Origin of the sequence: Arthrobacter sp. GCM10027362, from assembly GCF_042679445.1 — a bacterium.
GTDB lineage: Bacteria > Actinomycetota > Actinomycetes > Actinomycetales > Micrococcaceae > Crystallibacter.
Map to the genome: position 1 here is coordinate 1 of NZ_JBHTML010000002.1, position 13,664 is coordinate 13,664.

The following is a 13,664-nucleotide window of genomic DNA, read 5'->3' on the forward strand; positions in this document are numbered from 1 at the left end:
CGGGGAAGGGTGGGGGAAGTGCTCATGGCGTCCGGTTCCTCCTGAGGGATCAGAGCGGGGCATTGGCGGTGCTGCGGTCTCAAATGGCGGCGGCGGTGCTGCGCTGCAGCGAAGCGTCGGCCGTGGTGGAGTCCGGCGGGCCGGTTCCGGCTGAACACACAACTGATATATAAGCACCGTAGTGTTCCGCCCCCTAGCTGTCAACGGCTTTTCGCGGCATCGCCCTCTGGCAGTTCCGACGAAGCCTGCGCTGCAGGACGCTAGCGAGGACGGCGCAACGAATTGCGGCGGCCTCCCAGGTGTGAGGTCTCGGCTTCCAATGTAAGGCCGTAAGGGACTTGCTCGCTGAGCTCGACAGTGAATTGTCCGGCTCCTGTTCTTGTGACCAAGATGCCGCAGTCGTGATCCCGTCGGGCCAGGTGCTGGACTTCCTCCGCCACAAGGTTCAGCAGCTTGTCTGCCTCGTTGGCAGGGGAGGCAGTGATATTTGTGGAGGTCAGTGATGGGGACATAAGGCTTCGTCTTTCTAGTGGTGCTTCCGTTGGTTACACCTCCGGGTCTCAGGAACTTCCGAGAGCCTGATTGGTTAGGCGGGACGCCGTGTCTGTCCGGAAATTCACGCGCCGATAACTGCCGCTATGTCCGGATGCGTGGCGGAGCAGGAGATGGACCGGCATGGGGACCGTGGGGCAGCTGGCTGCCGTGCCCGGCATGCCGGTGCTTGGCAATTCGGCGCCGGAGGTTTATGGCGGCGGCACCGGCGCTGACAACGGTGAGGGCGGCGGCCGCGAGCATCAGATGCAGCCACACCAGCGCCGATACCGGCGATTCGGGGCCGCGCAGCACTGTCAGCAGGCCGGACCAGCCCCGCTGTCCAGAACACCGCCACGCCGCCCGGCACCGTCAGGGGCGGCCCCAGGCCTGGCCAGCGCCGCGGCCTGGGGCCACCGCTTCGCCGGACTTTTCCTGACCGCCGATCCATGCGCCCAGTATTCAGGCGCTTGACATCACGCTGTGGCGTGGCTCACCGTTGTGTATCATGAAGCGTGTTGCGTCAAACGCAACCATCCCCCTCGAACCGCCCGCTCACGTCAGGAGCATGATGACGACCCTTGCCATTGTCGGTTCGTCCCTTGCGGGCCTCTCAGTCGCCCGCGCCGAGGGGTTCGATGGCAGACTCGTCCTGGTCGGCGACGAGTCCCACCGTCCCTACGACCGCCCCCCGCTGAGCAAGGATTTCCTGAGCGGCAAGATCGCCTCGGATGCACTGCGGCTCGAGGACGACGAGGAGGACCTCGCCGCCGACTGGCTCCTCGGCCAGAGCGCTGTCGCGCTCGATGCCGGGGAGCGGGCTGTCGTGCTCGACGACGGCGCGCGGCTCACAGCTGACGGGGTCGTGCTGGCCACCGGCTCGACCGCGCGGATGCTCCCGGTGTTCGACGGATTCGAGAACGTCCACACCCTGCGCACCCTCGACGACGCGGAGCGCCTCCGCAGCGATCTCGTTCCGGGCGCGCAGCTGCTAGTCATCGGCGCGGGCGTCATCGGCGCCGACATAGCCTCGATTGCACCGGCTGCCGGGGCGGACGTCGTGATCCTCGCCGGTGCGGGCGTACCCCTCGGCCGGTGCGTCGGCGTGAAGATAGGGGCGGTCCTCGCCGGGCTCCACGCGGCGCACTGCGTCGAGCCCATTCAAGGTCCCCCGGTCGAAGCCGTGCGCGCCGCGGGAGCGCGCGTCCAAGCGGCCGAGTTCAGCGACGGACGGGTAATCGAGGTCGACGCCGTGCTGGTCGCCGCGGGCGGCGAAGCCGCCACCGGGTGGCTCGCCGGTTCAAGCGTCGAGGTGGCGGACGTTGTGGTCTGCGACGAGCACGGCCGGACCCGGCTCCCCGGCGTCGTGGCTGTCCGGGACTGCCCGGCTTGGCACGACCAGCACCTGGGCCGCCCGCACCGGCTCGGGCACTGGAACGCCGCGCTCACCCAGCCGCCCCGTGCCGTCCGGGCCCTCCTTAACGCGCCCGACCCCAGGCCGCTCTCCGTACTTCTGGTCCCACCAGTACGGCATCCGCATCCAGTTCAGCGGCCACGCCGAGCTGTCCGGCCGGATCGAGATCGAGGCAGGCGACGCCGAGGGCCACAGCTTCCTGGCCTTCTACTACCGCGGGGACGACCCTGTGGGGATGCTCAGCAGCGCCCAGACGAGGCTCTTCGCCAAGCGGCGCGGCGACGTCGAGCGCTCCCAGCGCGCCCGCCGCGCGGAGACACACGGCGCGCCCCTGAACTAGGCACCGCCCACCGCCACCATCCTGACCTTTCCCCTTTCATCCCCACCCGAATAGGAGAAGAAATGACCACTGCACCTGGGAAGACCGAGGCCGCCAAGGGCGGAGTGCAGATCCTCGACAGCTTCATCGCGACCCTGCCGGGCTCGGCATACGTCGAACCTCCTGCCTGGCATCACGGTGGACGGCCGCGCTTGAACAGGAGCGAAAACTATGAACGCTGAACCTGGACAGAAAGTGGCCGAGCCCAACACTCATGGAGTGGCCTCCGGCCGCACCCACATCACGTTCCGGAAGCGCCGACTCAGGGTCGGCGACGTCAACGTCGTGGACAAGTCCATGCTGCGCCGGGCGGTCGGGGGAGCCGTCGTCGGCAACACGATGGAGTGGTACGACGTGGGCATCTTCGGCTACCTCATCACCACCATGGGCCCGGTCTTCCTGCCCGAGGCGGACAAAGTGGTCCAGACCCTCTTCCTGCTCGGGACCTTCGCCGCGACGTTCGTTGCCCGGCCCATCGGAGGCATCTTCTTCGGATGGCTCGGCGACCGGGTGGGCCGGCAAAAGGTCCTCGTTGCCACGCTTATCGTGATGTCTGTCGCGACGTTCTCCCTCGGCCTCCTGCCGGGTTACTCGACGATCGGAGTTTGGGCCGCGGTGCTGCTGGTCGCGATCAAGCTCCTCCAGGGTTTCTCGACGGGCGGCGAGTACGCCGGGGCCACGACGTTCGTGAGCGAGTACGCCGCGGACAAGCGCCGGGGCTACTTCACGAGCTTCCTCGACATGGGCTCGTACCTCGGATTCGCGGCCGGTGCCGCCCTCGTCTCGGTCCTGCAGCTGACGCTCGGCCATGCTGCCATGGGCGAGTACGGCTGGCGCATCCCGTTCCTCGTCGCGGGGCCGTTGGGAGCGATCGCCATCTACTTCCGCCTGCGGATCGAGGAGAGCCCCACGTTCCAGGCCGCCCTCGACGCCCAGGAGCGGCTGGCGAACGAGCGCATCGCCAAAGATGAAACGGCGGCGCAGGGGCCCATCGCCATCCTGCGCGCCAACTGGAAGCCGATCCTGGTGGCCATCATCGTTGTGGCGGCCGCGAACACCGTCGGCTACGCGCTGACGTCCTACATGCCCACGTACCTGACGGAATCAAAAGGCTACGACGAGGTCCACGGGACCCTCCTGACCATCCCGGTCCTCGTGGCCATGAGCCTGTGCATTCCGTTCGCGGGCAGGCTCTCTGACCGGATCGGGCGCCGACCCGCCCTGTGGATCGGCGCCGTGAGCACGGTCGTCCTCGCGATGCCGGCCTTCCTGCTGGTGGGGATCGGTACCGTTCCGGCCACGCTCGCGGGGCTCGCGATGGTGGCGTTCCCCGTGGCGTTCTACGTGCCCATCCTCGCCTCGACACTGCCGGCTCAGTTCTCGACCGGCTGCCGGTTCTTCAGCATGGGCATCGCATACAACCTTGCAGTGGCGATCTTCGGCGGCACGACCCCGCTGATCATCGATGCCCTCATCCAGTCCACGGGCAACGATATGATGCCGGCGTACTACCTCATGGGGACCTCGCTGGTTGGCGCCGTCGCGGTGCTGTTCCTGCGCGAGTCGGCGGGGCGCCACCTGCCCGGGTCGATGCCGAGCGTCGACACGCTCGACGAGGCACGCGCCATCGTCGCCCATCAGGAGGACGACCTGCGCATCGATCTCGAGAGCATGCCGCTCACCAACGTTCCCGTCGCCGTGAGGCGCGACGGCGCGGCGGCGCAACTGCCGCTCGACGACCCGAACGCCCTCGAGGCGGCGCAGCGGGAGGGGGTGGACCTCGAAGCGACCCTGCTCGAGGCACAATCGTGCGAAGAGCAGCCCGTGGCCTCCGGGCTATCAGGGGCGGCCTGAGCCCGACAACGTGGGCGGTCCGGACGCTCAGGAGCGACCCTGAGCGTCCGGACCTCCTCCCAGGACTTCACTGATCTCCGCAGGCCCTGCGGCGACCGCCGTGACGACGCCTCCCTTCGCCTTCACTTCCGTGCAGTCTTTGAAGACGTCAAACGCATCCAAGCCGCCACACCAAAGTTCTTTTCCGACGGCAGCGCACCGTGCCCGACCCGCCGCAGCGCCGCCCGCCTCGGCTAGCTGCCTGCTGCCGCCAGCCCGGGTTGTCTTGCACCTGCGCAGGCCGGGAATGGTTCCGGCCATCCACTTCTTTACTGCTGATAACGGGCGTCATGAAATTTCGCGGCCTTCCACAATCGCAGCGGCTGTATGTCATTTTTGCTGACGGGGCGCGCTGAAGGGTGGGCTTGTGCGTTCAGGTCTCGTGAAGGTGCTTCGGCCTGCGAGGCTAGGGAACCTTATGTCTGGTGGAGGTGCCGCGGTGAAGTATCCACGAGGAAGACCTGGCATAACGTCCGTTACGGACCGCATCCACGTGCCTCACGCTAAAGCGCCGATAACCGTGACTATGTGGAGTCCGGGTTGGATGCCTGAGGGACCGGTCCCTGGTATCAAAGCGGCTTGGGAAGTCGGGTCCGACCGACCAATGGCCGAGCTCGATGTAAAAAGAACCAACTGGTTTGACAATGGGAAGCTCCGGCCGAGCCCATTCCGCAGCGTAAACGTAGGGGAGGGGAATGGCCCTGTTTGCAGAAGGCATGATCTTGGCAGGTGCTTTCAGCATTTCCGGGTGAAGGCCCAGGCTGCAAGGCTTTTCAGGATCTTGGGAGATCCTTCAGCCTGCACATAGATGCGTTAGGCAACAACGCCTTGTGCAGCGGGATGGGAAGGGCCCCGGCCGCAGCGAGGAGAACGCTGTGAAAAGGGGGGAAGTGGTCGGCGGTATCCCCGGCTCCGGCATAGGCCGGCCGGTATGCGGGTTATTGCCGGATTCGCATGGCTGCCCGGTATGCCGGTGGCTCACCCCCGGGCCACGACGGAGGCCGGGTCGTGGGGGAAGGCCGCGGTTTTCATTGTTGTGCTTGGCCGGTGGTGGGAAGATGGTCGGAGAGTTGGGCTTGTCCCGACCAGGGATACCGGCAGTACGAACGGCACGTGCCCAGCCTGAAGACCGAGGCGGCGGTGACTGAGCCATGACAGAGCACCATCTGCAGCAGCGGCGGCTGCGCGTGTCCGACATCATCGTCGTCGACCACCGCACCCTGCGGAAAGCGCTCGGCGGGACCATCGTGGGCAACACGATGGAATGGTACGACGTCGGCGTGTTCGGCTACCTGATCACCACCATGGGTCCGGTGTTCCTGCCCGAGGCGGATCGGGCCGTGCAGAACCTGTTCCTGCTGGGTACCTTCGCCGCCACGTTCATCGCCCGGCCGTTGGGCGGCATCTTCTTCGGCTGGCTGGGTGACAAGATTGGCCGGCAGAAGGTCCTGGCTATGACCCTGCTGCTAATGGCGGCGGCGACGTTCGTCGTCGGCCTGCTGCCCGGGTACAGGGTGCTCGGCATCTGGTCCGCGGTGCTGCTGGTGGCCACCAAGCTGGTCCAGGGCTTCTCCACCGGCGGCGAGTACTCCGGCGCCACCACGTTCGTGTGCGAGCACGCGCCGGACCGCCGCCGCGGCTTCTTCGTCAGCTTCCTGGACATGGGCAGCTATCTCGGCTTTGCACTGGGCGCGGCGTTGGTGTCAGTCCTCCAGCTGCTCCTGGGGGAAGCACAGATGGAGGCGTGGGGCTGGCGCATCCCGTTTCTGGTCGCGGGTCCGCTGGGCGCGGTCGCCATCTACTTCCGGATGAAGATCGAGGAGTCGCCCGCCTTCAAGGCGACCCTGGAGGCCGAAGCCGTGGCCGCTGCCCACCACGAGACCGGAGACGAGCTCCGCCCGTTGGGCCCGGTGGGGATCTTCAAGGACCACTGGCAGAAGATCGTGCTGGCCATGATTCTCGTGGCGGCCGGCAACACGGTGGGCTACGCGCTCACGTCCTATATGCCTACATATTTGACGAGCACCAAGGGATACGACGAGATCCACGGGACGCTGCTGACCGTGCCCGTCCTGGTGGTCATGGCTGCGTGCATCCCGCTGGCGGGACGCCTCGCCGACCGGATCGGGCGGCGTCCCGTGCTCTGGATTGGGGCCATCAGCACGGTGGTGCTGGCACTTCCGGCGTTCCTGCTGATTGCAATCGGGACCGTTCCGGCGACGCTCGCCGGCTTGGCCCTGGTCGCGTTTCCCGTGACCTTCTTCGTGCCGAACCTGGCCTCGGCGCTGCCTGCGCTGTTCCCCACGGCCCACCGCTATGCGGCCATGGGCATCGCGTACAACTTCGCGGTGGCGATCTTCGGCGGCACCACGCCGTTCATCGTCGCCTCGCTCATCCAGGCGACGGGCAACGACCTGATGCCTGCCTTCTACCTCATGGCGACGTCGGCCATCGCCGCCGTCACCATCTACTTCCTGCCGGAATCCGCCCGGCGGCACCTGCCCGGTTCCATGCCCAGCGTGGACTCGGTTGACGCGGCCCGGGAGCTGGTCGCGACCCAGGACTCAAACCCCCTGCTGGAGATGGACACACTGCCGTTCGACAGCAGCTACGAGGCGGCGCGGGCGTCTCATCGGGGACGCCCTGACCGGCCGACGGCCATGTGAGCACGGCGAAACCATCCGCCAACCGGCCTTTCCGGGTACGGTATCCCGGCCGCAGCTTTGTCGAAACGCCAAAAACTTATCGTCTTCCCATGCGTGTTTGTCGGAGTTTGGGAATCAGCAGTGGTGCCACTGCACTTGTTGCCTGGCAAACCAAGACGGCAGCGCGGCAAGAAGCATCGTCCGATTCAATTCCGAGAACAGCGCAGATGCCAAGTGCATCATCAACGAGTCTTGACGACAGTCCCACGGACATCCACTTGCGAGACATTTCGAGGGGCTGAGGATCCAAGGGCCAGGAGTGTCTGACTGATTTGTCTTGCAAGCCACGGCCTGCAAGAGGGGGCCTCTAATAGCTGCTGCACTCGAGACACCTTCACGGGCATATTTGCGGGCGGGGCATACGCCGGTCCGGGAACGTCGGAAACACGGCGTTTTCAGCGTCTGGATTTTGCCGGGGAGGGGTGTGCCGGAGGACCGGCTTATACGACTGCAGGACCTGTGAGTTGAGCGGCCTCCTGCCTTTCCAAATAACCGGTAACCACGAATGGGTCCGGACGGTCCCGGACGCAGTTGTCGGCATCCGGAGGTCCGCAATCGGCATGAGGCCGGTCTGACGCTGGTCCGCTTCGTCCTCCATGCTGCCGACATGCAGGACAACAGCAGGAGTGTCAGGGACCCTGAAAACCGGATCCCGTCCACGGGCAGCAGCTGAGGATGCGTTTGGTCAGCTGTCCCGGTTGAGTCTGCTTATGAACTCGTCCGCCTGGGCGAGGTTGCGGGCCATTTTGGCCCGTTGGTGGACGGCCTCCTCCAGGAATTCCGCGAGCCTGGCCTTGTCTGCTTCCGGGCGGTCCGCGCCTTCGCGGGAGGAGAGTATCGAGAGGATCTCGGCCATTTCCTCCAGTGAGAACCCCAGGGGCTTCATCTGCTTGATGACCATGAGACGCTCGAAGTCGTCCTCGGAATACACGCGGAAGCCGCCCCCGGTCCGTGCCGTGGCTGGCAGGAGCCCCACCTCGTCGTAATGCCGGATCGTCCGCAGGGACAGGCCCGTCCGTTCTGCCAGTTCACCGATGTGCATGGTGGAACTGCCGGTTCTTGCCGTCATCGGATAGGCCTCCGTCCTTATCGTCGAGTCAAACTCTACCATCACGTTAGGGTAGGGTTGCTGGCAGGCGGCGAGACCTCCGAGGCTGGTTTCCCCTTCCCCGGCGCGGTGCCGCGCCCCCTCATTCTTCGACCAAGCGAAGGCGCATGTAGTGCGTCCTCCCAACCATGAACGGAGCCGGCAATGGCCGCCAAAACCGCCGGGGACGCCCCGGCCTTCACCCCCGAACAGCTGCAGTCTGTCCGGGAAACCCTGAAGTCCCCGCGCCGGCTCAAGACCGAAGTGCTCGCCGGCCTGGTGGTGGCGCTGGCGCTGATCCCGGAGGCGATTGCCTTCTCCATCATCGCCGGCGTCGATCCCCGGATCGGATTGTTCGCGTCCTTCACGATGGCCGTGACCATCGCCTTCGTCGGCGGCCGCCCGGCCATGATCTCGGCCGCGACCGGGGCCATCGCCCTGGTCATCGCCCCGCTGGTGAAATCCCACGGCCTGGACTACTTCGTCGCCGCGGTGATCCTGGCCGGGATCTTCCAGGTCATCCTGGGCCTGTCCGGGGTCGCGAAGCTGATGCGCTTCATCCCGCGCTCGGTCATGGTCGGCTTCGTCAACGCCCTGGCGATCCTGATCTTCCTGGCCCAGGTCCCCGAACTGATCAACGTCCCGTGGCCGGTCTACCCGCTCGCCGCGCTCGGGCTGGTGATCGTCTTCGGGCTTCCCAGGCTGACGAAGGCCGTGCCGGCGCCGCTGGTCGCCATCGTCGTCCTGACCCTCATCACCGTTTTGGCCTCGGTTGCCGTGCCGACCGTGGGCGACAAGGGCGACCTTCCGGAATCGCTGCCGTCCCTGTTCATCCCGAACGTCCCGTTCACCCTGGAAACCCTGCAGGTGATCTTCCCGTTCGCCCTGGCCATGGCGTTCGTCGGGCTTCTGGAGTCCCTGATGACCGCCAAGCTGGTCGATGATGTCACGGATACCCGCTCGCACAAGTCCCGCGAGGCCTGGGGACAAGGCGTGGCGAACATCGTCACCGGCTTCACCGGCGGGATGGGCGGCTGCGCGATGATCGGCCAGACCATGATCAACGTCAAGGCCTCCGGTGCCCGCACCCGGATCTCCACCTTCCTGGCCGGGGTCTTCCTGCTCATCCTCGTCGTGGCCCTCGGCAGCGTGGTCTCGGTCATCCCCATGGCCGCCCTGGTCGCGGTGATGATCTTCGTCTCCTGGGCCACCTTCGACTGGCACAGCATCCACCCCCGCACCCTGAAGATGATGCCCAAGAGCGAAACCATCGTCATGGCCGCCACCGTCATCGTGGTCGTGGCCACCCACAACCTCGCGATCGGCGTCGGCGTCGGCATCCTCGTGGCCGTGGTCCTTTTCGCCCGCAGGGTGGCGCACTTCGTCACCGTCGAACGCACCGTCCAGACCGTCGACGGCCGCGAAACCGCCACCTACGTGGTCAATGGCGAGCTGTTTTTCGCCTCCTCCAACGACCTCTACACCCAGTTCGACTACGCGATGGACCCGGACCGGGTGATCATCGACCTGCACGCCTCCCACCTCTGGGACGCCTCCACCATCGCGGCGCTGGACGCCATCATCGAGAAGTACCGCCGCCACGGCACGGATGTGACAATCACCGGCCTCAACGACGCCAGCACCGCCATGCGTGATCGCCTCGGCGGCAAACTCGACGCCGGCCACTGACCAACCCGGCGACCGAGCGAAGGATCCTGACCGGAAATATTTGGTCCGGGTCCTTTGCCGTTCAGCACGATGCCCGCGCATCCGCCGCTCCAGGCCGGGGGCCACGGATGTGAAATCCGTGCACCCCCTTGATCGAGGGAAGCCTGATGTCCCCTGATACTTCACGCCTGCCCATCAACCCTCAATCTGACGCGGAATCCGCCAGGCGCTCAAACAGGACACCGTCGGCGGCGCGATCCTGCTTGGTGCAACCGTCCTGGCCCTGAACCTCGCCAATTCCCCCGCCGCCGGATGATGGTACCGGATTGGATATTCCGGCCCTCCTGCCAGCCGGGCCGAGCGGTGCCGCACAGGACACTACGGTGTCATGGGTTTATGCAGTTCAACCATGACAACATGCCAGGGGTGTGACTGGCCGAGGAACTGGCCAACATCCTGGATGCGGACACCTGGGAAATTCCCGCGCTGGAGGACCGCCTGAAGCGCTACCTGTGCCGGCAGGCCGGGCTGGACCCTGTAGCCGGATGGGAGCTGCGGGAGTGGGCGGACCGGCTGCGCCCGGTCTTCAACGCCCCCAACAAGGGGGCACGCTGCGCGGCGGTCAACGAGCAGTTCGCCGACGCCGGCGACACTGTGCTCGAACGCCTGCGCTCAATGTCCGCCGGGGGCTTGGCCATTTTCATCGCCGAGGCAGGAGGCGCCGGCTCGGCTCCTGCGCCGGAAAGGAATGCCGGTGTGTTGTCGCCGACGTCAGCCGCGGCGGCCGCCGCGCCTACTGCTTGGCCCGCCGCGGCAATACCGATGCCGTCCAACGCTACCGTGACCGCCAAAGAGTTCTACGACACCGCGCTCGGAGCCTAAGTCAGTCTGCCTACCTCAAGTGCCGATAAACGTGACCATGTCCGCACCGGCGCTGGAAGAGGCCGCCGGCATTGAGTGTGTCGGTCGTGGTCCTCCATGGCGTCGAGGATCAGTTCATGTTCCTTCGTGGACTGCCGGAAGGAAATGGATCCGGCCATCTTGTCCAGGCCGAAGAGCCGGCTCTGGTCGCGCAGGGAGCCAACGATCTCGAGCAGTTTGGGATTGTCGAGGGCGGCGAGGATGGACAGATGGAATTCCCGGTCGGTATCCAGGAACCCCACCCATTCCCCGGCTTCGGCGAAAACCTGCGTCTTGCGGCTCAGGCTGCGAAGCGGGGCGAAGTCCTTGATGAGTCCCCGCTCGGTAATCTCGCGTACCGAGGAGACCTCGAGCATGGCCCGGATCTGGACGATGTCGTCCAGTTCCTTGCTGGAAGGCGTGCGCACCAGGAAGCCGCGGTTGCGCTTCATCTCGATCAAGCCCTCGCGGGCCAGGTCGTGCAGGGCTTCGCGCACCGGGGTGATCGAGACGTTGAGCCTTTCGGCGATCTCCCCGATGGAGTGCATGGAGCCTGGCTCAAGCCGCCCCGAGACGATCTGGGCCCGGATGATCCGTGCTGCCTGCTCGCGGTAACTCTGCCTGGCGACAGACTCTGCCGGGGCATCGTTCCAAGTCAACGGGAGGCTCACGATTTCCTTCTCCCCGTAAAGCGCCGTCCGTCGGCCGCCTTTTCGGGCCTTGGCGGTCCCGGCGAATGCCTCGCAGATCGGGGAAATGGCCGGGCGTTCAAAGGCTCGAGGCAAGCTACGTGCCGGGATGTACGCCCGGTGACTCTTTTGCTTCCGCTAGAAGCGGTCGGCCGCCAGAGCGGCCCGGTGGCGGGCGGGAAGTTGGCCGGTGACCATCTCGGCGATCAGCCGGCCGGTGGGCGGGGCGAGGCTCACACCCAGCATCGCGTGGCCTGTCGCGACGAGGACGTGCGGTTGGCGCGGCAGGGGGCCGATGATCGGCAGCCCGTCAGGAGTCATCGGGCGCAGCCCGGTCCACGGATGCGGCGGCCGGGGAAGGGCGGGCCACTGCGTGAAGTACGAGGGCAGGCTGGAGAGCAGGCCTCCTGCGCGGATGGAGTTGATACGTTCATCGATCCCGCCGAATCCCATCGTGCCGGCAAAGCGGACCTTGCTCTGCAGGGGAGTGATGGCCACCTTCGCCTCGGCCAGGTACAGGGGGTGCGTAGGGCCGCCTGGCTGGCACGGCAGGTCGTAGCCGTAACCCTTGCCCGCCTGCAGGGCGACACCCTCGTTGATGTCGGCCAGTACCTCATTGGTCCAGACTCCGGCGGCCACCACGACCCGGTTGGCCTGGAGCACCTCCCCTCCGACGACCACCGAGATGGAGGCATTGCTCTCCTGCTGCAGGGAGGCGCGCCGACCCAGGCGGAACTCGACGTCCTCGCGCGCACAGGCGGCAGCGAGCCCCTTGGTGAAGGACTCGGGATCGAGGGAGCGGTCACCGAGGGTTTGCAGCCCGCCGGCCACGCCGGCGGCTACATGGGGGAGTTCCCGGGCGAGGTCCTGGCGGTCCAAGGCCCGCCAGGAGAAGCCCGGAATGAGCTTCGCCATGGTTTCGAGCTCGGCTGCGTGGGCGTCAAGTTTCCGCGCGTCCTTGAACAGCATTGTCAGGGGACCGGTATGGCTTTCGAACCGCACCCCGTCGGCGGCCATCTCGTCGAACAGCTGCAGGGTTTCGGCGCTCAGCTCGGCCAGGACTTTCAGTCCTGCCTCGAACCGGGCGGTGGTGCAGTGGCGCAGCATGGTCAGCATGAACCGGAGGAACTGCGGGTTGACGGCGGGGGAGATGTAGAGCGGGCTGTCCCGGCGCAGCATCCAGCGCAGGGCCTGGGGCAGGACCCCCGGGGCCGGCACCGGGGTTGACATGCTGGGCACCACCCATCCTGCATTGTGGCTGGAGGCTTTTGAACCGGGCGGTGCCGGGTCCACGATGGTGACCTCGACCCCGCTCTTGCGCAGGTAGTATGCGGCGGACAGCCCGATGGCTCCGGCGCCGATGACGATTGTTTTCATGTATTCCTCCTGAGGCGTGGGTGGCGTCGGGACAGTCCGGGAGGTCCTCAGTGGCCGGTGGTGCCGGGGCTGGGGGCGAGGTCCTCATAGACGACACAGGCGGTAACCAGGTCCTGCCATCCCATGCCCACGCTCTTGAAGAAGGCAGGGCCCCGGCGGGGTTGGGGACCGGTGCGGACCAGGGACGAGAGACCGTGCAGGTCCTCGCGGGTGATGGTCCCGTTCCGGACGCTGATGATCACGTCGCCGGCCTCGCGCAGGGCCGTCTCGACGTCCTCCACGTAGACAGTGCTGCGGGCGACGAGGACGTCGTCGACCTCTCGGGCATCGGGCTCGTGCGAGCCCATGGCCACGACTACCGCGTCGTCGGGCACAAGGGAACCGTCGAAGAGGGGCTCCCGGGCGCTGGTGCAGCACGTGATCACGTCGGCGTAGGCTACGTCGGCGGCGGTGCCGCGGCGGGCGTCATAGCCTTCGGCCCGTAGCTGGTCAACGAAGGTGCCGGTCCTTGTCTCCGACCGCCCCACCACCGTCACCGTGTTCAGCTTCCGTACCGCCGCGACTGCCCGCACGTGGTACAGGGCCTGCGGCCCGGTCCCGAACACGAGCAGGGAGACGGGATTGGCGGGGGCCAGGTGGTGGATGGCCAAAGCCGAGATCGCCGGCGTGCGGATGGCGGTGAGGGCGACTCCGTCGATCAGCACCAACGGACGGAGGGTATCGGAGTCGAAGAGCAGGTAGCTGCCCTGGATCTTCGGCAGCCGCCGTTTGTGATTCTCCGGCGCCACCGTGAGGATCTTCACGCCGGCGTATCCGCCGTGCTCCCCGGGCATGAGCAGGAAGCTGCCCCGTTCCAGGGGGACGCTGCTGCGGGCCAGGGACTTCTCGGGTTCCAGTCCGGATTTCAGCGCGTGTTCCAAGGCCGAGATGGCCCGGTCCATGGGCAGGTGCTCGGGCACCTGGTCTGCGCTGACCACCGCGATGTCAGGGGATTGGATGAGTGGCACGTGTGCTTCTCCAG

At 66.4% G+C, this 13,664-nt stretch carries 10 protein-coding genes and 1 pseudogene; 7 read left to right on the plus strand and 4 right to left on the minus strand.

Annotation, left to right across the window (positions count from 1 at the left end):
* Positions 1-1,102: 1,102 nt before the first annotated feature.
* From ACFQ36_RS00505 to ACFQ36_RS00525, 5 genes and pseudogenes are all read left to right on the plus strand, one after another.
* A pseudogene (locus ACFQ36_RS00505) lies at positions 1,103-1,918 on the plus strand (NAD(P)/FAD-dependent oxidoreductase); the annotation flags it as partial.
* 73 nt (positions 1,919-1,991) lie between these two features.
* A complete protein-coding gene (locus ACFQ36_RS00510; RefSeq protein WP_377009495.1) occupies positions 1,992-2,285 on the plus strand; it encodes an oxidoreductase C-terminal domain-containing protein in 294 nt (97 codons plus the stop codon).
* 62 nt (positions 2,286-2,347) lie between these two features.
* Complete coding sequence (locus ACFQ36_RS00515) at positions 2,348-2,506, plus strand: hypothetical protein (protein WP_377009647.1); 159 nt, start codon at positions 2,348-2,350, stop codon at positions 2,504-2,506.
* Complete coding sequence (locus ACFQ36_RS00520; protein ID WP_377009497.1) at positions 2,496-4,178, plus strand: MFS transporter; 1,683 nt, start codon at positions 2,496-2,498, stop codon at positions 4,176-4,178. Before ACFQ36_RS00515 ends, ACFQ36_RS00520 begins: the two co-directional genes overlap by 11 nt.
* A gap of 1,190 nt (positions 4,179-5,368) precedes the next feature.
* The gene (locus tag ACFQ36_RS00525) at positions 5,369-6,883 is read left to right on the plus strand and encodes an MFS transporter (protein ID WP_377009499.1); all 1,515 of its coding nucleotides are present in this window, start codon (positions 5,369-5,371) and stop codon (positions 6,881-6,883) included.
* A gap of 724 nt (positions 6,884-7,607) precedes the next feature.
* Here the strand turns inward: ACFQ36_RS00525 and ACFQ36_RS00530 are convergent.
* Positions 7,608-7,991, minus strand: coding sequence for a MerR family transcriptional regulator (locus tag ACFQ36_RS00530; protein ID WP_377009501.1), 384 nt, complete (start codon positions 7,989-7,991; stop codon positions 7,608-7,610).
* Positions 7,992-8,174: 183 nt separating this feature from the next.
* Here ACFQ36_RS00530 and ACFQ36_RS00535 point away from each other — a divergent pair, with 183 nt between their 5' ends.
* Positions 8,175-9,698 carry a SulP family inorganic anion transporter gene (locus ACFQ36_RS00535; protein WP_377009503.1) on the plus strand — a complete coding sequence of 508 codons (1,524 nt, stop codon included), beginning with the start codon at positions 8,175-8,177 and terminating at the stop codon, positions 9,696-9,698.
* Positions 9,699-10,222: 524 nt separating this feature from the next.
* On the plus strand, positions 10,223-10,588 hold the full coding sequence (locus ACFQ36_RS00540) for a CGNR zinc finger domain-containing protein (RefSeq protein ID WP_377009505.1): 366 nt from the start codon (positions 10,223-10,225) through the stop codon (positions 10,586-10,588).
* Here the strand turns inward: ACFQ36_RS00540 and ACFQ36_RS00545 are convergent.
* The 3 genes from ACFQ36_RS00545 to ACFQ36_RS00555 all read right to left on the minus strand — a co-directional run bounded on the left by ACFQ36_RS00545 (position 10,556) and on the right by ACFQ36_RS00555 (position 13,650).
* The gene (locus tag ACFQ36_RS00545; RefSeq protein WP_377009507.1) at positions 10,556-11,248 is read right to left on the minus strand and encodes a GntR family transcriptional regulator; all 693 of its coding nucleotides are present in this window, start codon (positions 11,246-11,248) and stop codon (positions 10,556-10,558) included. The genes ACFQ36_RS00540 and ACFQ36_RS00545 overlap by 33 nt on opposite strands.
* Before the next feature lie 156 nt (positions 11,249-11,404).
* Complete coding sequence (locus tag ACFQ36_RS00550; RefSeq protein WP_377009509.1) at positions 11,405-12,643, minus strand: FAD-dependent oxidoreductase; 1,239 nt, start codon at positions 12,641-12,643, stop codon at positions 11,405-11,407.
* Between the two features lie 47 nt (positions 12,644-12,690).
* Positions 12,691-13,650 carry an ornithine cyclodeaminase family protein gene (locus ACFQ36_RS00555; protein WP_377009511.1) on the minus strand — a complete coding sequence of 320 codons (960 nt, stop codon included), beginning with the start codon at positions 13,648-13,650 and terminating at the stop codon, positions 12,691-12,693.
* Positions 13,651-13,664 lie beyond the last annotated feature (14 nt).

Excerpts from the sequence above, each read along its gene's own strand:
- ACFQ36_RS00515 (WP_377009647.1), top strand. The coding sequence starts at position 2,348 with ATGACCACTGCACCTGGGAAGACCGAGGCCGCCAAGGGCGGAGTGCAG.
- ACFQ36_RS00520 (WP_377009497.1), top strand. The coding sequence starts at position 2,496 with ATGAACGCTGAACCTGGACAGAAAGTGGCCGAGCCCAACACTCATGGA.
- ACFQ36_RS00525 (WP_377009499.1), top strand. The coding sequence starts at position 5,369 with ATGACAGAGCACCATCTGCAGCAGCGGCGGCTGCGCGTGTCCGACATC.
- ACFQ36_RS00530 (WP_377009501.1), bottom strand. The coding sequence starts at position 7,991 with ATGACGGCAAGAACCGGCAGTTCCACCATGCACATCGGTGAACTGGCA.
- ACFQ36_RS00535 (WP_377009503.1), top strand. The coding sequence starts at position 8,175 with ATGGCCGCCAAAACCGCCGGGGACGCCCCGGCCTTCACCCCCGAACAG.
- ACFQ36_RS00540 (WP_377009505.1), top strand. The coding sequence starts at position 10,223 with ATGGGAGCTGCGGGAGTGGGCGGACCGGCTGCGCCCGGTCTTCAACGC.
- ACFQ36_RS00550 (WP_377009509.1), bottom strand. The coding sequence starts at position 12,643 with ATGAAAACAATCGTCATCGGCGCCGGAGCCATCGGGCTGTCCGCCGCA.